The organism is Pseudoalteromonas lipolytica (assembly GCF_001306915.1).
GTDB classification, from domain to species: Bacteria; Pseudomonadota; Gammaproteobacteria; order Enterobacterales; family Alteromonadaceae; genus Pseudoalteromonas; species Pseudoalteromonas simplex.
Genome location: NZ_LJTC01000018.1, coordinates 43,280 through 66,036 on the forward strand (window position 1 = coordinate 43,280; position 22,757 = coordinate 66,036).

General features: G+C 41.7%; 20 protein-coding genes. 18 read left to right on the forward strand and 2 right to left on the reverse strand.

The window, feature by feature from the left end; all coding sequences use genetic code 11:
- Positions 1-17: 17 nt before the first annotated feature.
- Both AOG27_RS20175 and AOG27_RS20180 read right to left on the reverse strand, forming a co-directional pair.
- A complete protein-coding gene (locus tag AOG27_RS20175) occupies positions 18-1,223 on the reverse strand; it encodes a PepSY-associated TM helix domain-containing protein (protein WP_054554796.1) in 1,206 nt (401 codons plus the stop codon).
- A gap of 9 nt (positions 1,224-1,232) precedes the next feature.
- Positions 1,233-3,380: a TonB-dependent siderophore receptor gene (locus AOG27_RS20180; RefSeq protein ID WP_054554797.1), complete on the reverse strand. Its 2,148-nt coding sequence runs from the start codon at positions 3,378-3,380 to the stop codon at positions 1,233-1,235.
- A gap of 209 nt (positions 3,381-3,589) precedes the next feature.
- On the opposite strand from AOG27_RS20180, the gene mnmE reads away from it, so the two are divergent.
- From mnmE to AOG27_RS20270, 18 genes are all read left to right on the forward strand, one after another.
- Positions 3,590-4,954, forward strand: a complete 1,365-nt coding sequence (gene mnmE, locus AOG27_RS20185) for a tRNA uridine-5-carboxymethylaminomethyl(34) synthesis GTPase MnmE (RefSeq protein ID WP_054554798.1) — start codon at positions 3,590-3,592, stop codon at positions 4,952-4,954.
- A gap of 146 nt (positions 4,955-5,100) precedes the next feature.
- On the forward strand, positions 5,101-5,841 hold the full coding sequence (locus tag AOG27_RS20190) for an isocitrate lyase/PEP mutase family protein (protein ID WP_054554799.1): 741 nt from the start codon (positions 5,101-5,103) through the stop codon (positions 5,839-5,841).
- Positions 5,842-6,427: 586 nt separating this feature from the next.
- Positions 6,428-6,877, forward strand: coding sequence for an FMN-binding protein MioC (gene mioC, locus AOG27_RS20195; RefSeq protein ID WP_054554800.1), 450 nt, complete (start codon positions 6,428-6,430; stop codon positions 6,875-6,877).
- 429 nt (positions 6,878-7,306) lie between these two features.
- Positions 7,307-9,196 (forward strand): tRNA uridine-5-carboxymethylaminomethyl(34) synthesis enzyme MnmG, encoded by a 1,890-nt coding sequence (gene mnmG, locus AOG27_RS20200; protein WP_054554801.1) that lies wholly within the window; start codon positions 7,307-7,309, stop codon positions 9,194-9,196.
- 15 nt (positions 9,197-9,211) lie between these two features.
- Complete coding sequence (gene rsmG, locus AOG27_RS20205; protein ID WP_054554802.1) at positions 9,212-9,832, forward strand: 16S rRNA (guanine(527)-N(7))-methyltransferase RsmG; 621 nt, start codon at positions 9,212-9,214, stop codon at positions 9,830-9,832.
- Positions 9,833-9,845: 13 nt separating this feature from the next.
- On the forward strand, positions 9,846-10,631 hold the full coding sequence (locus AOG27_RS20210) for a ParA family protein (protein ID WP_054554803.1): 786 nt from the start codon (positions 9,846-9,848) through the stop codon (positions 10,629-10,631).
- 20 nt (positions 10,632-10,651) lie between these two features.
- Complete coding sequence (locus AOG27_RS20215; RefSeq protein ID WP_054554804.1) at positions 10,652-11,563, forward strand: ParB/RepB/Spo0J family partition protein; 912 nt, start codon at positions 10,652-10,654, stop codon at positions 11,561-11,563.
- Between the two features lie 159 nt (positions 11,564-11,722).
- A complete protein-coding gene (locus AOG27_RS20220) occupies positions 11,723-12,103 on the forward strand; it encodes an ATP synthase subunit I (protein WP_054554805.1) in 381 nt (126 codons plus the stop codon).
- Between the two features lie 15 nt (positions 12,104-12,118).
- Complete coding sequence (atpB, locus tag AOG27_RS20225; protein WP_054554806.1) at positions 12,119-12,976, forward strand: F0F1 ATP synthase subunit A; 858 nt, start codon at positions 12,119-12,121, stop codon at positions 12,974-12,976.
- Between the two features lie 56 nt (positions 12,977-13,032).
- Complete coding sequence (gene atpE, locus AOG27_RS20230; RefSeq protein ID WP_010561330.1) at positions 13,033-13,266, forward strand: F0F1 ATP synthase subunit C; 234 nt, start codon at positions 13,033-13,035, stop codon at positions 13,264-13,266.
- A gap of 42 nt (positions 13,267-13,308) precedes the next feature.
- Entirely contained in the window at positions 13,309-13,779 is a 471-nt protein-coding gene (atpF, locus tag AOG27_RS20235) for a F0F1 ATP synthase subunit B (protein WP_054554807.1), read from the forward strand.
- A gap of 16 nt (positions 13,780-13,795) precedes the next feature.
- Entirely contained in the window at positions 13,796-14,329 is a 534-nt protein-coding gene (atpH, locus tag AOG27_RS20240; protein WP_054554808.1) for a F0F1 ATP synthase subunit delta, read from the forward strand.
- Positions 14,330-14,343: 14 nt separating this feature from the next.
- The gene (atpA, locus tag AOG27_RS20245; RefSeq protein ID WP_054554809.1) at positions 14,344-15,885 is read left to right on the forward strand and encodes a F0F1 ATP synthase subunit alpha; all 1,542 of its coding nucleotides are present in this window, start codon (positions 14,344-14,346) and stop codon (positions 15,883-15,885) included.
- Between the two features lie 59 nt (positions 15,886-15,944).
- Positions 15,945-16,805, forward strand: coding sequence for a F0F1 ATP synthase subunit gamma (gene atpG / locus AOG27_RS20250; RefSeq protein WP_054554810.1), 861 nt, complete (start codon positions 15,945-15,947; stop codon positions 16,803-16,805).
- 32 nt (positions 16,806-16,837) lie between these two features.
- Positions 16,838-18,223, forward strand: coding sequence for a F0F1 ATP synthase subunit beta (gene atpD / locus AOG27_RS20255; RefSeq protein ID WP_054554811.1), 1,386 nt, complete (start codon positions 16,838-16,840; stop codon positions 18,221-18,223).
- 13 nt (positions 18,224-18,236) lie between these two features.
- Positions 18,237-18,659, forward strand: a complete 423-nt coding sequence (locus tag AOG27_RS20260) for a F0F1 ATP synthase subunit epsilon (protein WP_054554812.1) — start codon at positions 18,237-18,239, stop codon at positions 18,657-18,659.
- Between the two features lie 272 nt (positions 18,660-18,931).
- Positions 18,932-20,290, forward strand: a complete 1,359-nt coding sequence (gene glmU, locus AOG27_RS20265) for a bifunctional UDP-N-acetylglucosamine diphosphorylase/glucosamine-1-phosphate N-acetyltransferase GlmU (protein WP_054554813.1) — start codon at positions 18,932-18,934, stop codon at positions 20,288-20,290.
- A gap of 142 nt (positions 20,291-20,432) precedes the next feature.
- Positions 20,433-22,262, forward strand: a complete 1,830-nt coding sequence (locus AOG27_RS20270) for a choice-of-anchor I family protein (protein ID WP_054554814.1) — start codon at positions 20,433-20,435, stop codon at positions 22,260-22,262.
- Positions 22,263-22,757 lie beyond the last annotated feature (495 nt).

The following is a 22,757-nucleotide window of genomic DNA, read 5'->3' on the forward strand; positions in this document are numbered from 1 at the left end:
TTAATGCCTGAAAAAAGCTAACCGAGAATAGGAGAATAAACTTGATTAGGCACACTGCGTTCAGTAAAGCTCAAACTCGTTGTTAGTAACGAAGCAACCACCAAGCCGATTGCAACCACCCCAGATAAACCAAGCCACTTTACAGCCGTTGATTTACGCTTAACCCTAAGCCAACTCATATAGATGCCAGCAGCGCTTACAAAGCTCATCAATGCACCAAATAGCCCCCAAATAAGCTTAGTACCAATGCCTGAAAAGTTACCAAAGTGCAGCGGATCAGCGGTGTCTTTAATGCGTGGAAGCAGGTTTAGTTCTTCCCCTTTTTGTATGCCAAGAACTTCACCGGAGCTTGGTTTTAAATAAACCCGGTTAGCACGCAGGCGCAATAAAATATCATCGTTATAACCACGAACTTCAATAGGCTGATACGCTTTATTAGGATAACGAATATAGCGAATATCAAGACTAGGGAATGCCTGTTGAGCGGCTTCATAAGCAGCAGCTAAACTAATTGGCGATAGACCTTTGCGAGGGCTTTGTTCCTTAAACTCACTCACAGCTGGTGGACTAGAGACATAGTGAGGTACCTTCGCGGTTTGCAGCCCATGTTCTACCAGATACCAAACTCCTGTGATGGCCATCACAGCAATAAACCATAAACTCCAAAGCCCAAACAGCTTATGCCAATCAGACCAACTACTACGTTTATAAAGGCTTAGCGCAGCAGGCTTTTTCATAAAGCCTTGCCACCAGCGCCGATACACATAAAAACTCGAAACCAATAAAATAACGAGTAAAATACTCAAACTGGTGACGATTAATTTACCCGTCCAGCCCATCGATAAGTTCATATGCCAGTTACGTAAAAACCGCGATATCCGCGCCCACTCTCCTTCACCGAGTAAGCGACCCGTTGCAGCATCTAAATAAACAAAGCGAAATGAATCATCGACTTTAAGAGCCGCTTCAATGGCAAGGTAATCTTGCTTATGACGTTGGATATAAAGTAATTGAGCTTGCGGATAATGCTGATTAAGGGTGTTTTCGATAGCTAGGTAGTTAGTAGAGGCAGAAGAAGTTAATGCACGGTACTTAGCGTCTGTTAAGTACTCGAGTTCATGACTTAACGTAGCGAGTGTTCCCGATACGCAGGTAACAAAAAGCAGGACTCCAACAAAGAGTCCTGCCCAAGAATGTAAGTTAAACCAACTTTTAGCGTTCACACGCCACCATTAAAAGCTGTATTTAGCACTTAAATAAACACGACGTGGTTCACCAGGAAAGTGCCCTGTTCGTTCGATAAAGCCACTGCTTGCGTATTCTTTATCAAATAGGTTCTTAACTGATAGCTGCCATTGCCAGTTATCAACGGTTGTTTGCCACGCCATGTTGTAAACAGTGTAAGGTTTAACACGTTGACCGCCTAAACTAAGCTGTTCATCAACATAATCTAAGCCTGCAGAAATAGATGACGATAAGCTAGGTAGCTCATAGCGTGTCCATATACCTAGAGTATTTTGCGGCGCGTTAGCAAATTTATCGCTATCAGGAATTTGATTGGTAATACTGTCGTTGGCTTTAGTAATACGGGTATCATTATAAGCGTAGCTTGCAGTCACTACCCAGCTATCAGTGATGTCACCAACCACTTCAAGTTCAAAGCCCTTACTTTGTACTTCACCAACAGCAACTAAGTCATCAACGCCGTCACCTGCAACATCACCTAATAAGCTAGGCTGCAGGATATTTTCGCGGACAATATCGTACACAGCCATATTAACAGCAAGCGTGTCTGCTAATAGTTTGGTTCTTAAGCCTAACTCGTTAATACGGCTAGTCTCTGGCGAGAACGGACCGCCCTTTGCTGTTTCTTGATTACTCGCACTTTGCGGCACAAAGCCAGTGCCATGTAGCGCATAAGGGAAGAACATATTGTTAATATTATAGCTGGTACCAATACGGTAGGTTAAGTCGCTATCAGAAAACTCGGTTTGATTTAACAGATCTTTATCTTCAAAGCGGTCATACCTTAAACCAGCTGTCACACTCCAATTAGCGGTGATATCTAGTTGATCTTGCAAGTAGGCACCAAAGCGGGTGCTATTCGTTTTGCCAAGCCGTGGGGTAATACTATCAAGATCATAATCATCAGCAGAGGTTAAACCATACTCAGGGTTGTTAAGATCAAGTCCTGGTACTGGGCCACCTTTACTTTGTTGCGTAGCTGTACGGTAAACGCTTTCAAAATCATGTTTATACCAGTCACTACCAAACAGCACTTGATGCTGCATATTAGCAAATGCAAACTCCGCAATCGCATTAGCTGTTAAGCTAAAGCCTTCGTTCTCACGTACTTGATCACGAAACTCACGATGACTCCAATCAACAATACCGTCGTCATCTGTATCAACGAGGCCTCTTGGTTCATGGTAGTTTTGCACTTCTTTGTTATCAAAATAACGTGCTGTGACATCTGTGCGCCAAACATCATTAAACTCATGTTTTAAAGTTGCCTGATAGACATGGGCTTCAACATTTTGAAAGTCTGTCGCCTCGTTATGATTCCAGCTAATATCAGTTAGAAAATTGCCATTATCATCAGCAGGTACACCACGTAAACGTGCCCCACCCAACTCTTGCTCTATATAAGTATACTGAGTGGTCAATTCGGTTGCACTGTTTATAAGCCACGTATAACCAAGATCAACAATGGTATTATCGCTGCTAGTATTAGCACGGAATGGCTTTTCAGTATCACGGTAAAGACCAACACGGTAAGCATGATTATCAAGTGATTCACTCAAGGTTCCTGTGCTTTCTAATGCACCACTGAAGAAGTCATCATTACCTACTTCAACTTCAATACTGTGTTCACTGGTGAATTTAGGCTTCTTAGTTACATAGTTAATAATACCACCCGGATTACCGCTACCGTATATAGCGCCAGCAGGTCCTTTTAAAACCGCAACTTGTTCAATATTAAATAATTGCGGCACAGCAAAGCCATTGAAAGGATCGCCCTTTACGCCATCATATAAAATCTCATCTTGGCGGAAACCACGGAATGTAACGCCCGAGTAACTAAAGGCATTAACACCAGCAATATTGCTATAAAGATCGGTAATTTGGCGAGCAGCCTGATCGCTAATCAGCTCCTGCGGCAAAATTTGAATTGACTGAGGAATTTTCTCTAACGGTGTATTAGTACGAGTAGCAAAGCTAGACTCGGTTGGGCGATATAAAGAGAACGCACGGCCAACAACTTCTATTTTTTCGAGTTCTTTTGAATCACTTTGATCCGAAGTAGTCACTTCAGTTTGAGCATGGGCAACGCCCGAAAAACCAGCAGCAAGTGCAATAAAAACAGCAGAAAGACGCATAATAAAAAACGATAAGATTTAGAATGCGCAACATGTTAATGAATATAGTTATCATTTTCAATGAGTGTTTATTATTAATTAAAGCTAAATAAAGTATTACTTACATCAGACTTTTGCTACCTCATTACTCAAACAGCTATTCGCATGAAATTAAGCCATAGGTTACAATAGAGCCAGCATTCATTCTTTTATTGGCATTATTTCATCGCATGATTAATCAAGACACAATTGCAGCACAAGCGACCGCACCAGGACGTGGTGGGGTTGGTATTATTCGCGTCTCTGGTAGCTTAGCTAAAACAGTGGCAGAACAGATTATTGGCCGTTGTCCTAAAACGCGTTACGCAGACTATGTACCATTTAAAAGCTTGAGCGGTGAACAGCTTGACCAAGGTATTGCTATTTACTTCCAAGGGCCAAATTCATTTACCGGCGAAGACGTACTAGAACTACAAGGTCACGGCGGCCCTGTTGTATTAGATATGCTATTAAAAGAAATTAGCCAAATTGAAGGTGTACGTTTAGCAAAACCAGGTGAGTTCTCTGAGCGCGCATTTATGAATGATAAGCTTGATTTAACTCAAGCAGAGGCAATTGCCGATTTAATTAATGCAACCAGTGAACAGGCAGCAAAAAGCGCCCTCCAATCACTGCAAGGTGAATTCTCTAAACATATTGAAACGCTGGTGGAGAAAGTCATTCACCTACGTATGTATGTTGAAGCTGCGATTGATTTTCCTGATGAAGAAATCGACTTTTTATCAGACGGTAAAGTATCCGCAGATCTCAATGCCATTATTGATCACTTAGAGAATGTAACTCAGCAAGCTAAACAAGGTAGCATCATGCGTGAAGGTATGCGTGTTGTTATTGCGGGTCGCCCTAACGCTGGTAAATCAAGCCTACTCAATGCGTTAGCTGGCCGTGATGCAGCCATCGTTACCGAAATAGCGGGTACAACACGTGACGTATTACGCGAACATATTCACATTGATGGTATGCCACTACATATTATTGATACCGCTGGCCTGCGTGAAAGCCCAGATAAAGTAGAGCAAATTGGTATTGAACGCGCATGGGATGAAATTAACCAAGCCGATCGCGTACTATTTATGTTAGACGGCACAGACACATCAGCCACTGATCCTCATGATATTTGGCCAGAGTTCATGGCCAAGTTACCAGAGGGGATGGGTGTTACTGTGATCCGAAATAAAGCCGATATTTCCGGTGAAAATGTCGGTATGGATGAACATGATCAATATCCGGTGATCCGTTTAAGCGCTAAAAATGCAGAGGGTATAGAGTTAGTTCGTACTCACTTAAAGGCATGTATAGGTTTCCAAGGTGCCACAGAAGGTGGATTTATGGCACGCCGTCGTCACTTAGATGCACTTGATCATGCTGCCTATCATTTAAACACAGGCAAAGAGCAATTAGAGATGCATATTGCTGGTGAGATCTTGGCTGAAGAGTTACGCCTAACTCAACAGTTCTTAAATGAGATAACGGGTGAATTTACCTCTGATGACTTGCTAGGGAAAATCTTTAGTTCGTTCTGTATCGGTAAATAAATTCCGGTCATCAATATTATAAAAAAGAGTCGCAAGACTCTTTTTTTGTTTTTAGTCCAGTAATCAATTATCGGTTCAGGCCCTAAACCAGCCAGTAATAAACCTCATATCAATTAGTCTAGCGATGTCATTAAACGGAGGACATCATGGACAAATATCAACTCTTTCACCAATTACACCACCAGCATGGGGGCTTTGTACTCGCTAATGCATGGGATCTTAGTTCAGCACAATTCATCCAAGCTGCGGGAGCTAAAGCCGTAGCAACAACCAGCTGGGGAATTGCGGCAAGTTTAGGGTTAGCTGATGGTGAAAACATCTCTTTTCAAACTCAGTTAGCGCTGGTTAAAAGCTTAACCGAACACCTTCATATTCCACTCTCTGTGGATATAGAGTCAGGCTACAGTAACGATCCGCTGCAAATTAGCGAAAACATTTTAGCGTTAGCAAGGTTAGGAGTTGTAGGCATCAACATAGAGGACTCAGATAAAGACACTAACGCACTGAGATCTACCGAACAGCAATGCACTATTATTCGTGAGATAAAAAAAGCACTTAACGAAAATGGCTTCGGTGGTTTATTTATAAACGCCAGAACCGATACCTACTTTGTTAGTGACTCCCCTTTTCAAGCAACATTAAAGCGAGCGAAAGCGTATCAAGATACAGGTGCAGACGGTCTGTTTGTGCCCGGCTTAACTAACATAGAGCACATAACCAGCTTAGCTAACACAATAGATATGCCATTAAATGTGATGGCAATGAGCAATTTTAACTCAGCAAAAGCCGCTTTCGCTGGTGGTGCAAAACGGTTTTCATTGGGTAATTCGCTCTATGATCTAGTCGGTAATACGATAAAAACCAGTTTAACTCAGATCGAAAACTAACTTAGCGAGCTAAAAAATCAGATCAAAACAGCTTTTAAGATCGAATTTAGCTAAAAATGTTATCCACATTTGGGGCTTTTTTAGATCTAAAGGCTGATTTGATCATAAAAAAACGCGAAAATTTGAATTTATTTTCATACAACAGCCCTTTTTGATAACTAATTTTCTTAAAAACAGCCTTTATTAGCGCTTATTTAAGTTTTTTTCGATCTATTTTATTGATCGCAAATTGCAAACCGATCGTTATCAACAAGCGATCTATCCACAAAACGATCATACTCACTATTTTTATCAGATCTGAAAATTTAAGCGCTTACACACAATTAAAGATCAACAACTTAGCAAAGTTATACAGTTTCCAATATTTAGCTTGATCAGAACTTTCCCCAAATTTATTAACAGCTTGATCAAAGGGTTTGATTTATGAATAAAAATAAAAAACCATTAAAAACAGTAGATTATAAAAAGCATTGAATTAAAGCTGTCATTTTAAGCAGAAAAACTTATTCAGATCGTAATTCAAAGCTTTACTCACACCCTAACTTAGTTATCATGTGGCCACTTATTTCTATACATGATCAATCACATGCAATCAGTAAATATCATCGTTGGCAGCCAAATGGGATCTGCAGAATACGTGGCAGAGCAACTAGCAGAAGCCCTTGAACAACAAGGGATCCAAGTGCAGCTTCATGAACAGCCTGTATTTGATGATATTGATCAGCAAGATACTATTTGGTTGTTATGTACTTCTACATACGGCGCGGGAGACTACCCAGAGAACCTACTGCCATTTGTTGAGTCTATTAACCAACAGGCTGATCTTAAAGGATTAAACTACAGTGTGATCGGATTAGGTGACACTAGTTACGACACCTATAACTATGCAGGCCGTAATCTAGATGAGTTATTAGCTAATAAAGGCGCAAACCGCGTGGCAGAACGCTTAGAGCTAAATATTCTTGATGAAGCATTGCCAGAAGACACGGCATTAGCCTGGTTACCAAGCTGGATCGAATCAGCAGGGCTCAATTAAGCCGATCGGTATTGATCGTTGTTATAAAAGTTACCCACAATTTACTGATAATTTAGATCAGATTGTGGATAAACACTGATCTAACTGCGATTTTAACCTAGTTTATCCCTTGGATAAGATCCAATCGATATTGCCCTGTGTATAAATAGCCCTTTTGATCAAAGCTTTTACGCGGGAAGATCCGATCATATTAACACCTTTAGATCTGCGTTAAGATCATGTTTTAAATAGTAAAGCGAGCATTATCAACAGATCTAGCCGTTACTAGTAGTAAGAGTAATAAAAGATCTCTTTAAAAGATCCTTTATATTATTAGAGATCACCCACTTAGATCTTGAGCACTGTTTAATCATTTATCTTCTCTAAATTTCTAGGTAGAATACGCTCCCTTTACAAAGTTTTGCTGGTCGATTAAGTAGGATCCCATAAATGATTTTTCACGAACGTTTTGATGTTATTGTTGTAGGTGGTGGACATGCAGGTACTGAAGCTGCATTAGCATCTGCTCGCATGGGCATGAATACCCTATTGCTAACTCATAATATGGATACCCTTGGTCAAATGTCTTGTAATCCGGCAATTGGCGGTATTGGTAAAGGCCATTTAGTTAAAGAGATCGATGCTCTTGGTGGTGCAATGGCTCAGGCTATTGATAAAGGCGGTATTCAATTTCGTACTTTAAACTCATCTAAAGGTCCTGCAGTACGTGCTACACGTGCACAAGCTGACCGTGCTTTGTATAAAGCAGCTATTCAACATACTTTACAACATCAAGAAAACTTAAAGATCTTCCAACAATCATGTGACGATCTAATCGTTGAAGGTGATCGAGTAATCGGTGTTGTAACGCAAATGGGTCTTCGTTTTAGCGCGCCTTCTGTGGTTCTTACCGTAGGTACTTTCTTAGGTGGTCAGATCCATATTGGTTTAGAGAACTTCAAAGGCGGTCGTGCCGGTGATCCACCTTCTATTGCACTTGCTGAGCGTTTACGTGAATTACCTTTCCGTGTTGATCGCTTAAAAACAGGGACGCCTCCTCGTATTGATGCGCGTACTGTTGATTTTAGCAAGATGCAAGAACAGCCTGGTGATACCCCAACGCCTGTATTCTCATTTATGGGTAAACAATCGGATCACCCACAGCAGATCCCGTGTTACATCACTTATACAAATGAAAAAACACATGATGTGATCCGCAATAACTTACATCGCTCACCTATGTATTCAGGTGTAATTGAAGGTATTGGTCCACGTTACTGCCCTTCAATCGAAGATAAGATCGTACGTTTTGCTGATAAAGACAAACATCAAATCTTTGTTGAGCCAGAAGGTTTAACATCATACGAATTATATCCAAATGGTATTTCAACGAGCTTACCGTTTGATGTACAGCTTGAAATTGTGCAATCAATCACTGGTTTTGAAAATGCACACATTTGTCGTCCTGGTTATGCGATTGAGTATGACTTCTTTGATCCGCGCGACTTAAAGCAATCATTAGAAACTAAGTTTATTAATGGTTTATTCTTCGCAGGCCAAATCAATGGTACAACCGGTTACGAAGAAGCAGGCGCACAAGGTTTAATTGCGGGTATGAACGCCGCATTACAAGTACAAGGCAAAGAGTCTTGGACACCACGCCGTGATGAAGCATACACAGGTGTACTCATTGACGACCTAGCAACATTAGGTACTAAAGAACCGTACCGTATGTTTACTAGCCGTGCTGAATACCGTTTATTACTTCGTGAAGATAATGCCGACATTCGTTTAACTGAAAAAGGCCGTGAACTTGGCTTAGTTGACGATGCTCGTTGGGCTGCATTTAACGAAAAAATGGAAATCATCGAAAAAGAAACGCAACGTTTAAAAGAAACATGGATCCACAAAGATCACGTTGCTGTTGATCAAGTAAATGCATTATTAAAAACACCACTGACTCGTGAAGCGAGCCTTGAAGATCTGATCCGCCGTCCTGAAATTCGTTATAACGACTTAATGGCAATCGATGGTTTAGGTTCTGAGTTTGATAACCAAGCTGCACTTGAGCAAGTTGAGATCCATACTAAGTACGCAGGCTATATTGCTCGTCAGCAAGATGAGATCAATAAGCAGCTACGTCATGAACAAACTGTATTACCAAAAGACTTTGATTATTCAACTGTTTCTGGTTTATCAAATGAGGTTATCGCAAAGCTTACTGATAGTCGTCCAGATACAATTGGCCAAGCGTCACGTATTTCAGGTATCACCCCTGCTGCTATTTCGCTATTATTAGTCTATCTGAAAAAGCAAGGCTTACTGCGCAAGACTGCGTAGTTGGTGAGGAATACAGTGTTACAACAACAATTAACTTCGCTGTTAGCGCAAACTGATATTGCGCTAACAGAAAAACAGCAACAACAACTTGTGCAATATGTTGAATTATTAGACAAGTGGAACAAAGCGTATAACTTAACCTCTGTTCGTTTACCTGAAGAAATGATGGTTAAACATATTATGGATAGCTTAGTTGTTGCACCACACCTTAAAGGCAAACATTACATTGATGTAGGTACGGGTCCTGGTTTACCGGGTATCGTATTAGCCATCGCTTTACCTGATACACAATTTGTATTGTTAGATAGTTTAGGTAAACGCGTGCGCTTTTTGATGCAGGTAAAACATGCACTTGGCCTTGAAAATGTAACCCCAGTGCAGTCTAGAGTTGAAGAATATCAACCAAGTGTTAAATTAGATGGTGTATTAAGTCGTGCATTCGCCTCTTTACAAGATATGGTTGACTGGTGTGCGCACTTGATTGATCATTCAGGTAAATTTATCGCCTTAAAAGGCGTATTTCCGAGCGAAGAACTAGACTCATTACCTAAAGGTATTAAGTTTGATGAAAAAATCAGCTTGGAAGTACCTGAGTTAGATGCGCAAAGACATCTAATCATTCTATCTAAAGACTAGGGATCAGAGCACTGTGGCAAAAGTCATCGCATTAGCAAACCAAAAAGGTGGTGTTGGTAAAACAACCACCGCTGTGAATCTCGCGGCATCGATGGCCGCGACGAAGCGTAAAGTGTTATTAATCGATCTTGATCCGCAAGGAAACGCTACCATGGGTAGTGGTGTCGATAAATACGGTGATGTTGCGACTATTTACGATTTATTGATTGAAGAAACACCAATCGATGAAGTGATCAATAAAGAAACCTCAGGTGAGTATCACTTAATTGCTGCTAATGGCGATGTGACTGCCGCTGAAGTTAAACTAATGGAATTGTTTGCTCGTGAAGTGCGTTTACGTAATGCGCTTGAACAAATTCAAGACCAATACGATTTCATTTTTATCGACTGCCCGCCTTCACTTAACATGCTTACTGTTAATGCCATGGCTGCCGCAGATTCGATTTTAGTTCCGATGCAATGTGAGTATTATGCCCTTGAAGGTTTAACGGCATTAATGGATACCATTACGCAGCTATCTAAGCTAGTAAATCCAGCGTTAACAATTGAAGGGATTTTGCGCACCATGTATGATCCGCGCAATCGCCTTGCAAATGATGTATCAGAACAACTCAAACAACATTTTGGCGATAAAGTATATCGTACCGTTATCCCACGTAATGTCCGTTTAGCAGAAGCGCCGAGTTTTGGTGCCCCTGCCATGTATTATGACCGTGCATCAAGTGGTGCTAAAGCTTACTTAGCCCTAGCCGGCGAAATGTTACGTAGAAAAGAGAAAACATCTTCAGCAGTAGCCTAACTTCGAGGTAAAAAAATAACATGTCTGCTAAAAAACGCGGTTTAGGCCGAGGACTCGACGCTTTATTAAGTTCATCAAAACCTGCCCCAAGTGCAAATAATCAGCAACAAGCGACAGCAACACCAGAGCAAGTCTCTGAGGTCGTTGCCGAGCAAAGCAAAGGTGAGCTGCAAAAATTAGCGATTGAGTTTTTACAATCGGGTAAATATCAACCGCGTAAAGACATGTCTGAAGAAGCGCTAGAAGAGTTAGCCAGCTCAATTCGTGCTCAAGGCATCATTCAGCCAATTGTTGTGCGCCAAATTGGTGCAGACAAATATGAAATTATTGCTGGTGAGCGTCGTTGGCGTGCTGCTCAACTTGCAAAATTAGATGCTGTTCCATGTATCATCAAAGATGTGCCAGATGAAGCAGCCGTTGCAATCGCATTGATTGAAAATATCCAACGTGAAGACCTAAACGCGATGGAAGAAGCGATTGCATTGAATCGTTTACTTAACGAATTTGAACTCACTCATCAACAAGTCGCCGAAGCTGTAGGTAAATCGCGTACGACTGTGACTAATTTACTACGTCTAAATAACCTTAATGAAGATGTTAAAATCTTGTTAGAACATGGCGACATCGAAATGGGCCATGCACGCTGTTTATTGGCACTTGAAGGCGAAGCGCAGTCAGATGCTGCTAGATTAGCGGTTGCTAAAGCGTTGACTGTTCGTGAAACTGAGAAATTAGTTCGGTCTATCTTAGAACCTGCTCCGAAAAAAGAAGTGCAAGAAAAAGATCCGGATGTCAAACAGTTAGAACAAAAACTTGCTGAAAATTTAGGCGCTAAAGTAGAAATAAACTACAATAAAAAAGGCAAAGGCAAACTGGTTATCTCTTATACAACTCTTGATGAGTTGGATGGCATTTTAAGCCGTATAAATTAAGACTATTCCCGTCATTAATTAATAACATGTCCAAAAAGAGACATTTGTGGTGTTTTTGCACTACAAAGGGTCGACTCAAGTTGCAAAACTGGTAGGAATCAGTATAATTTCGCCAGTTTTCATACCCTGACAATTTAACGTTCTAAAGGTTAACAAAACGTGACTAATAGGTTAGCAAGGCCGTATAGGCTTGCCGCATTTAAATTAATTTGTCTTCAGGGTATCGTAGCATTAATCGCTGCAGTAATTGTTTTTATAGGTTGGGGAGTCAATGCCGGCCAGTCAGCGCTTGCTGGCGGAGCTGTTGCACTACTCCCTAATTTTGTATTTGCTGTCTATGCATTCCGTTATATGGGTGCAAGTCGAGTAAATCAAGTGTATGCCTCGCTAAAGCGCGGCAACGGATTAAAATTTATGCTAACAATCGTTTTGTTTGCACTGATACTGAAGTCTTATACGGTCGTTTTATTACCGTTTTTCTGTGTTTATGTATTGGTGTTATTTAGCGGATTGTTTGCGCCCGTTTTTTTTAATCATTAACTTTTGGGATATAACATGGCTGCAGAAGAAGTAACTCTATCAAGCCATATTCAGCACCACTTAACTAACGCTAAGATGTGCTCGACCGACGCTGGTCTTGCCTTCAACAAAGCGTGTGCAGACAGTGGTTTCTGGACATGGAATATAGATACCCTCGCATGGTCAATCGGTCTAGGTCTTGTATTTTTATGGATCTTCCGTAGTGCCGCTAAGAAAGCAAATACCGGTGTACCTGGTAAATTTCAGTGTTTCATTGAAATGATCGTTGAGTTCGTTGGCGACAACGTACGTGACACATACCACGGTAAAAGCGCATTAATCGCTCCATTAGCTCTAACGATTTTCGTTTGGGTGTTCTTAATGAACTTAATGGACTTGATTCCGGTTGATTTCCTACCTGCATTCGCTGGCTTCGTTGGCGAGCAAGCATTTGGTATGGATTCTCACGATGTTTACATGAAGATTGTACCTACAACAGACATCAACATGACTGCTGCACTTGCTATTGGTGTATTCATTCTGATGATCGGTTACGCAATCAAAATCAAAGGGATTGGCGGATTCTTAGCTGAATTAACCCTTCACCCGTTTAGCTCTAATAACAAGCTAGCGATGGTGTTCTTAATCCCATGTAACTTATTACTAGAAACAATCGCTTTAGTTGCTAAGCCGTTCTCGTTAGCACTGCGTTTATTCGGTAACTTATATGCTGGTGAGTTGATTTTCATCTTGATCGGCGCAGTTGGTTTAATGCAACTACCGTTGCACTTTATTTGGGCTGTATTCCACATCTTAGTAATCGTACTGCAAGCATTCGTATTCATGATGCTTACAATCGTATACCTAAGCATGGCAAGCTCAGATAATCACTAATTTTTTACACTTTTAAATTTTAACTTTAATTTACAATTGAAACTTTGGAGAAAAAAATGGAACTAATGATTGGTCTTAAGTACATCGCTGTTGCTCTACTTATCGGCTTCGGTGCAATCGGTACTGCTATCGGCTTCGGTAACATGGGTGGTAAATTCCTAGAAGCTTGTGCTCGTCAACCTGAGCTTGCACCTTCATTACAAGTTAAGATGTTCATCCTTGCTGGTCTAATCGATGCCGTAGCTATGATCGGTGTTGGTATCGCAATGGTATTGTTGTTCGTACTTTAATATTATTTTTTGAACAGCTTACTATTTTAAGGAGGAGCGGTCGTGAACTTAACAGCCACTCTTATCGGTGAATTAATTGCATTTACGGTTTTCGTACTTTTCTGTATGAAATACGTATGGCCACCACTAAATGGTGCAATTGAAGCTCGCCAGAAGAAAATCGAAGATGGTTTAGCTGCCTCTGATAGAGCCGAAAAAGACTTAGAACTTGCGCAAAAGAAAGCTGCTGAGCAGCTTAAAGAGGCAAAAGCTCAAGCGGCTGATATCATTGAACAAGCTAAAAAGCGTGCCACGCTAATCGTTGACGAAGAAACTGTTCGTGGTCAACAAGAGCGTGAAAAAATTATTGCTCAAGGGCACTCTGAAATCGAAGCAGAGCGTAACCGTGTAACAGAAGAACTACGTAAACAAGTAGCGACGCTGGCAGTGGTTGGTGCTGAGAAAATTTTAGAGCGCGAAATCAATCAAGCCGCACACAGTGACATCGTTGAAAAACTTGTCGCTGAGCTGTAATTAGGAGGGTATGAGCATGTCTGAATTGGCTACTATCGCTCGCCCATACGCTAAAGCGGCTTTTGAACTTGCCGTTGAAAAAGGCACTGTTGAAAGTTGGAACGACATGCTGTTCTTTGCTGGCCATGTTGCCAGCAACGAGCAAGCCGCTGCCGCGCTAGCTGGATTGCCTACTGCTACTGAACAAGCAGATCTGTTTATCAAGATCTGTGCAGAGCAGCTCAACGAACAAGGTCAGAACCTAATCAAGGTGATGGCTGAAAATGGACGTTTAGTTGCACTGCCTGCTGTTGCTGAGTTATTCGCTGAATTTAAAGCGGACTACGACAAAGAAATCGACGTTGACGTGATTTCTGCAACACCGCTTGCTGCTGAGCAGCAAGCAACATTGGTAGCGGCACTTGAAAAACGTTTCGCACGCAAAGTTAAGCTGAATTGTAGTGAAGATACTACAGTTGTTGGCGGTCTTATCATTAAGGCGGGTGACACTGTAATCGACGGCTCAGTACGTGGCAAATTAGCCCGCTTAGCTACATCACTACAATCGTAATTGGGAAAAAGAGCATGCAACTTAATTCCACTGAAATTTCAGATCTGATCAAACAACGTATTGAGCAGTTCGAAGTTGTAAGTGAAGCTCGTAACGAAGGTACTATCGTATCTGTTACTGACGGTATCATCCGCATCCACGGTCTTGCTGACTGTATGCAAGGTGAGATGATTGAGCTTCCTGGCAACCGTTATGCTATCGCACTAAACCTTGAGCGTGACTCAGTAGGTGCTGTAGTAATGGGTCCTTACGCTGACCTTAAAGAAGGCGTAAAAGTTAAATCAACTGGTCGTATCCTAGAGGTTCCTGTTGGTCGTGGTCTACTTGGTCGTGTTGTTAACACACTAGGTGCACCTATCGACGGTAAAGGCGCTTTAGATAACGACGGTTTTGAACCTGTTGAGAAAATCGCACCAGGCGTTATCGAACGTCAATCAGTAGATGAGCCAGTACAAACTGGTTATAAATCTATCGATGCGATGATCCCTGTAGGTCGTGGTCAACGTGAGCTTGTGATCGGTGACCGCCAAACTGGTAAAACTGCATTAGCAATCGATGCTATCATCAACCAAAAAGGTACAGGCGTTAAGTGTGTGTACGTTGCAGTTGGTCAAAAAGCATCTACTATCGCTAACGTAGTACGTAAATTAGAAGAGCACGGTGCATTAGAAAACACGATTGTTGTTGTTGCATCTGCTTCTGAATCTGCGGCACTTCAGTACCTAGCACCATTCTCTGGTTGTACTATGGGTGAATACTTCCGTGACCGTGGTGAAGACGCGCTAATCGTATATGATGATTTATCTAAGCAAGCTGTTGCTTACCGTCAAATCTCATTACTACTTAAGCGTCCACCAGGCCGTGAAGCATACCCAGGTGACGTATTCTACCTTCACTCACGTCTTCTAGAGCGTGCATCACGTGTAAACGCTGATTACGTTGAGAAGTTCACTAATGGTGAAGTGAAAGGTAAAACAGGTTCATTGACGGCATTGCCAATCATTGAAACTCAAGGCGGCGACGTTTCTGCGTTCGTACCGACAAACGTTATCTCTATCACCGATGGTCAGATCTTCTTAGAAACTGACTTATTCAACTCAGGTATCCGTCCAGCTGTTAACGCTGGTATCTCGGTATCTCGTGTTGGTGGTGCAGCGCAAACTAAAATCGTTAAGAAACTAGGTGGTGGTATCCGTCTAGCGTTAGCTCAGTACCGTGAATTAGCTGCGTTCTCGCAGTTCGCGTCTGACCTTGACGATGCAACACGTGCTCAATTAGAGCATGGTGAGCGCGTAACAGAGCTAATGAAGCAGAAACAGTACGCACCAATGTCTGTTGCTGAAATGTCTCTGTCGCTATTTGCTGCTGAAAAAGGCTACCTAAAAGACATCGAAATCGCGAAAATCATGGATTTCGAAGCTGGCCTAATTTCTTATGCAAACAGCACATACGCAGAGCTAATGGCTCAAATCAATGAAACTGGTAACTACAACGCTGAGATTGAAGCTCAACTTAAAGAACTTCTAGAGAAGTTCAAGTCGACGCAAACTTGGTAATTTAGTTATGAATGGTGAGCTTTAGGCAACTAAAGCCCACCTGATTCGGAGAGAGAGTCATGGCCAGCGGAAAAGAGATTAAAAGCAAGATCGGGAGTATCAAGAATACTCAAAAGATCACCAGCGCAATGGAAATGGTTGCTGCGTCTAAAATGAAAAAAGCGCAGGAACGTGTGGCGTCAAGCCGTCCATACGCTGAAAACTTACGCCAAGTGATTGGTCGTGTTGCTCAAGCAAATCTTGATTTTACTCACCCTTTCTTAGAAGAGCGTGAAGTAAAACGAGTTGGTTATATTGTTATCTCTACTGACCGTGGTCTATGTGGTGGCTTGAACTCAAACGAGTTCAAAAAAGTTGCCCTAGATGTTAAAGCGTGGAAAGAAAAAGGTGTTGAAGCTGAATTTACTACTTTAGGTAGCAAAGCAGCTGGCTTTTTCCAACGTTTTGGCGGTAAGTTAGTCGCTAAAAAAGCGAACTTAGGAGATACACCTTCACTACAAGACGTTATTGGTCCTGTAAAGACAATGCTAGATGCATACTCTGAAGGTAAAATTGACCGCTTATACGTAGTATTTAACAAGTTCGTTAATACTATGAAGCAAGAGCCAACAATCGATCAGTTACTCCCTTTGCCAAAAGCTGAAGAAGAAGTATCTCAACATTCTTGGGATTACTTATATGAGCCAAACCCAGAAGCAATTTTAGAAGCTCTGTTAGTACGCTTTATTGAGTCTCAAGTATACCAAGGTGTAGTTGAGAACGCTGCCTCTGAACAGGCTGCCCGTATGGTTGCAATGAAAGCTGCAACTGATAACGCAGGCGACCTTATGGATGAGTTACAGCTTGTTTATAACAAGGCTCGTCAAGCTGCAATCACACAAGAAATTAGTGAGATTGTTGGCGGTTCGGCAGCAGTTTAACGCTTCGGCAAAGTTTAATGAGAGGAATAGACATGAGTTTAGGTAAGGTCGTCCAAATTATCGGCGCCGTTGTGGATATCGAATTTCCACAAGACAACGTGCCAGCCGTATATGACGCACTAAAAGTAACAGATGGCGACTTAGCTGGTTTAACTTTAGAAGTTCAACAACAGCTAGGTGGCGGTGTGGTACGTGGTATCGCACTTGGTACTACTGACGGTTTACGTCGTGGTACTGCAGTAGAAGGTACAGGTCAGCCAATCCACGTTCCAGTAGGTACGAAGACACTAGGTCGTATCATGGACGTATTAGGTAACCCTATTGATGAAGCTGGTCCAATTGGTGAAGAAGAGCGTATGTCTATTCACCGTGCAGCACCTTCTTATGAAGAACAATCAAGTTCAGTAGAACTTTTAGAGACTGGTATCAAGGTAATCGACCTTGTATGTCCATTCGCTAAAGGTGGTAAAGTTGGTCTATTCGGTGGTGCCGGTGTTGGTAAAACCGTAAACATGATGGAACTTATCCGTAACATCGCAATCGAGCACAGCGGTTACTCAGTATTCGCAGGTGTTGGTGAGCGTACTCGTGAGGGTAATGACTTCTACCATGAGATGAACGACTCAAACGTACTAGACAAAGTATCTCTAGTATACGGTCAAATGAATGAGCCACCGGGTAACCGTTTACGCGTAGCGTTAACTGGTCTTACTATGGCTGAGAAGTTCCGTGACGAAGGTCGTGACGTACTTTTCTTCGTTGATAACATCTACCGTTATACTCTAGCGGGTACAGAGGTATCAGCACTTCTAGGTCGTATGCCTTCAGCAGTAGGTTACCAACCAACTCTTGCTGAAGAAATGGGTGTACTTCAAGAGCGTATCGCATCTACTAAGACGGGTTCAATCACTTCAATCCAAGCGGTATACGTACCTGCGGATGACTTAACTGACCCATCTCCAGCAACAACGTTTGCTCACTTAGATGCAACAGTAGTACTTTCTCGTGATATCGCTTCACTTGGTATCTACCCTGCGGTAGACCCACTTGATTCATCTTCACGTCAACTTGACCCACTAGTAATCGGTCAAGAGCACTACGATACTGCGCGTGGCGTTCAAACAGTTCTTCAACGTTATAAAGAACTTAAAGACATCATCGCAATCCTAGGTATGGACGAGCTTTCTGACGAAGATAAGCAAGTTGTATCTCGTGCACGTAAAATCCAGCGTTTCCTATCTCAGCCGTTCTTCGTTGCTGAGGTATTCACAGGCGCGCCTGGTAAATACGTGTCACTTAAAGACACAATTGCTGGCTTCAAAGGTATCTTAAACGGTGAGTTTGATGATATGCCAGAGCAAGCGTTCTACATGGTTGGCTCTATTGAAGAAGCTCAAGAAAAAGCCAAAAGCATGTAATTAGGAGGGTAGTATGGCGGCTATGACTGTACATCTTGACGTAGTAAGCGCAGAAGAGAGCTTGTTCTCTGGTCTGGTTGAATCGATTCAAGTGAGTGGTAGTGAAGGTGACCTTGGTGTTAACTATGGTCACGCTCCATTATTAACTGCCCTAAAACCTGGTATGGTACGTTTAGTTAAGCAATTTGGTCACGAAGACGTGATGTATATTGCTGGCGGCACGCTAGAAGTTCAACCGGATCGCATCACGATTCTTGCAGATACTGCAGTACGTGGTGAAGACCTAGACGAGCAAGCGGCTGAAAAAGCTAAACGTGATGCTGAAGAGCAAATGGCGAATACGTCAACTGCTGAGTTAGATTATCAACAAGCTGCAGTGCAACTTGCTGAAGCAATCGCTCAACTTCGCGTAATTCAACAATTACGTAAAAAGTAAGCCTACTCGGTTTTCGAAAAGCCCACTTAACGTGGGCTTTTTTGTGCCTAAAATTCACCGCTTAACGCCCTACTTTATATTTATACTTATATCCTTCATCAAAGCTCGCTACAATAGTGTAAATTAATAGTGAATAGCTGTTTCATTCAAGGTTCAGTCCAATGCATTAGGATTGCGTATTTACACATGATGTGACTTACACAACTTTGTATGTTTTCCAGAATTCACAAAATATTGCACACCTAAAACAAAGAAAGAAGGATATTGTTTTAATGTCTCTGACTACCGTTATTCTTGCTGCGGGTAAAGGCACCCGCATGCGCTCTGCTCTACCTAAGGTATTACACAAAGTTGCTGGCAAACCTATGGTTCAGCACGTTATCGATAATGCCACTGCCCTTGGTGCTCGTGAAACAAATCTTGTTTACGGTCATGGCCGTGAGCAGCTTCAAGAAGCCCTATCGCACAACCAAGTAAACTGGGTATTACAAGAAGAACAACTCGGTACGGGTCATGCTGTCGCTGTTGCTAAAGAACACATTGCCGATGATGACACCGTATTAATTCTCTATGGTGATGTGCCACTAACAAAACGCGCGACCTTAGAAAAGCTACTTGCTGCAACTCCAGAAAAAGGTTTAGCGGTGTTAACGGTTACCTTAGATGACCCATCAGGTTATGGCCGAATGATCCGTGAAAATGGCAAGCTAGTAGGTATTATCGAACAAAAAGATGCTTCACCAGAGCAACTTGCAATTAAAGAAATCAATACCGGTATTATGGCTGCTAATGGTGCGCTACTTAAACGTTGGTTAGGTAACCTATCTAACAACAATGCCCAAGGTGAATACTACCTAACAGACATTGTTGCTATGGCACACAGTGAAGGGGTTGAAATTACTTCTGCACAGCCTGAGCATCCGATGGAAGTTGAAGGTGCTAATAATCGCGTACAACTTTCAGCGCTTGAACGTGCATACCAAGCATGGCAAGCAGAAGAGCTAATGCTAAACGGCGCAACACTTGCTGATCCTGCTCGTATTGATGTACGTGGTGAAGTAACGACTGGCGAAGACGTACTGATCGACGTTAATGTTATTTTCGAAGGTAAAGTAACGCTTGGTAATAACGTACAAATTGGCCCAAATTGCGTACTTAAAGATTGTACTATCGGCGATAACGTTGTTATTAAAGCTAACTCACTTGTTGAAGAAGCCAGTGTTGCTGCTAAATGTACTTTAGGCCCATATGCCCGCCTTCGCCCTGGTGCGATTATGGAAGAAGACTCGCACATTGGTAACTTCGTTGAGATGAAAAAGACTCGCTTAGGCAAAGGCTCAAAAGCAAACCACCTAACCTACTTAGGCGACACTGAAGTTGGCGAAAAAGTTAATATTGGCGCAGGGACTATTACTTGTAACTATGATGGCGTAAATAAATCAAAAACCATTATTGGTGATAACGCCTTTATCGGTTCTAACTCATCACTGGTGGCCCCTGTGAATATTGGCTCAATGGCAACGGTTGGCGCAGGTTCTGTTATCACTAATACTGTTGAAGATGATCAGCTTGCAGTCGCTCGTGGTAAACAACGTAACCTTACTGGTTGGAAGCGCCCAACTAAAAAGTAATGAGCTACCCTACTAATTTATAAATAAAAAGCGAGTTTATACTCGCTTTTTTATGACTAAATTTTGTTCTCATAAAAGTGCCATATAGTTGTAATGCCTGCGTGTTGTAATTGCCTCAATACAACTCCAAGGAAAAATAATAATGTTAAAAAGATCAATTATTGCGCTATCACTTTTAACCATTCTTTCTGGCTGCTCATTAGACGGTGACGACGGCAAAGACGGCCTACAAGGTGAGCAAGGTCCTGCAGGTCAAAATGGAACTGATGGAGTAAATGGCACCGATGGTACAAACGGAAATGACGGAGCAAATGGTACAGATGCAAACGCTGCTTTAACTATAAATCTTATCGGCCGTGCAGTGCTGAACGCAGAAAGCCCTGAAGGTACTGCGGAAATTGTTGCTTACCAAGCATCTAAACAACGAATATTTGCTATCAATAGTTCCGGTGATTCTGCGGTCGTTAATATCATGAAAGCCGATAGCTTTGACCGTGCAGCTTTAGTTAAAGATAACGAAGGGGTTATAAACGGCACTAATTTAACCTCAGAGATTACCCTTGCACTTAATGAGCACAGTGTGGGTGATGCGAACAGTATCGCGATTGATGCTAATAATGAACTTTTAGCCGTTGCAATGGCAGCTAGTAATACCGGTGATGCAGGTTTAATCGCATTTTATGATATTAGTGGCGACGAGCCTCAGTTTATTAAAAATGTATCTGTAGGCGCCCTGCCCGACATGGTTACTTTTAGCCATGATGGCAATAAAGTACTGGTTGCAAATGAAGGTGAACCTAATGGTGACTATAGCATTGACCCTGAAGGCTCTATCAGCATTATTAATATTAATGATGGTGTAATTGCAGATACTGCTATTAGCATTACTTTTTCGGCTTATAACGACAAACAAGCAGAGCTTGAAGAACTTGGGATTGTATTTGCTAACCCGACAGGTCGAACAATCAACGGTAACTTGATTAATACAACCGTAGCAATGGATTTAGAACCTGAATACATCAGCGTTTCGAAAGACAATAAGTTTGCCTACGTCTCACTACAAGAAAATAACGCCCTTGCTATCGTCAATCTTGAAGATAATAGCCTCGAGCTTAAAGGATTAGGTTTTAAAGATTGGTCTAATTTACTTTTTGATGCATCTGATAAAGACGGTGGCGTTAACTTTAAATCGTACCCTGGCCTCTATGGCATGTATCAACCAGATACGATTTCAAGCTTTAGCTGGAAAGGTGCTAACTTTATTGTCACAGCGAACGAAGGTGATGCACGAGAATACTTCTTTGATACAACCGACGAAGCTGATTGTTTAGCAAAAGGTGGTCTAGATTACGATGAAGATGATGGTTGTTTATCATATATAGATGAAACTAGAGCTAAAGACTTAACACTGGCAAGCAATTTTGATTACCTGAACAATGACAACAGTGATATTGGCCGTTTAAAAGTGACCACTGTTAAAGGTGATGAAGATAATAATGGCGAATATGAATCACTCTATGCATATGGTGCCCGCTCTTTTACCATCTGGGATAGTAACGGCATGGTGGTTTTTGACTCGGGCGATCAAATCTCACGTATTACTGCATCAGTTCACGGAGCAGCATTCAATAATAACGAAGATGAAAATGAAGATGATAGTCGCTCTGATGACAAAGGTGCAGAACCAGAAGCGTTAGCACTGGGTACTATTGGCGAACGTACATTTGCATTTATTGGTTTAGAGCGTATGGGTGGCATTATGGTGTTTGATATTACTAATCCATACAATGTGACATTCCAAGATTACTTTTTTAATCGTGGCCTAGAAGCTGATGCAGATATAACAGGTGATCTTGCTCCTGAAGGTTTGGCATTTATACCTGCAGAACAAAGTGCAACGAATGAAGCATTGCTAGTTGTTGGTAATGAAATTTCGGGTTCAATCGCTGTTTGGGAAATTTCTACTAACTAATCCGCCTTATAAAAATAAAAAGCGACATAGCTAATTTAATGTATGTCGCTTTTTTTATGCCATTTTATCCTCACAAAAATGACTGCTTTTTGAGCTAAAACCCCTCTGTAACCCTTTATTTGTATGGTTATTGCACTAATTTGAAAATATTCAAAAAAACCTTCAAAAAGTGCTTGCGTTAATTCTTCGTATCCCTATAATGCGCATCCACTGACACGGCGGGCAGCAATGAAAAGGGCTGAACAAAGTGACAGAGAGTTAAGTAAAACTTCGGTTTAAAACGGTCTAAAAAGAAAGTTTAAAATTAAGTGTTGACTCGAAAAATTAAGGATGTATTATACGCATCCCTAGCGACAACGTCGCAACGTTCTTTAACAATATAAAGCAATCATCTGTGTGGGCACTCGTACAGATTGAGTTCTAACAGCGAAGCTTAGTTTACTAAGTGGAGCAAACAAATTTAGAGTCTCAAATGTAACTGAGTGACTTCATAGT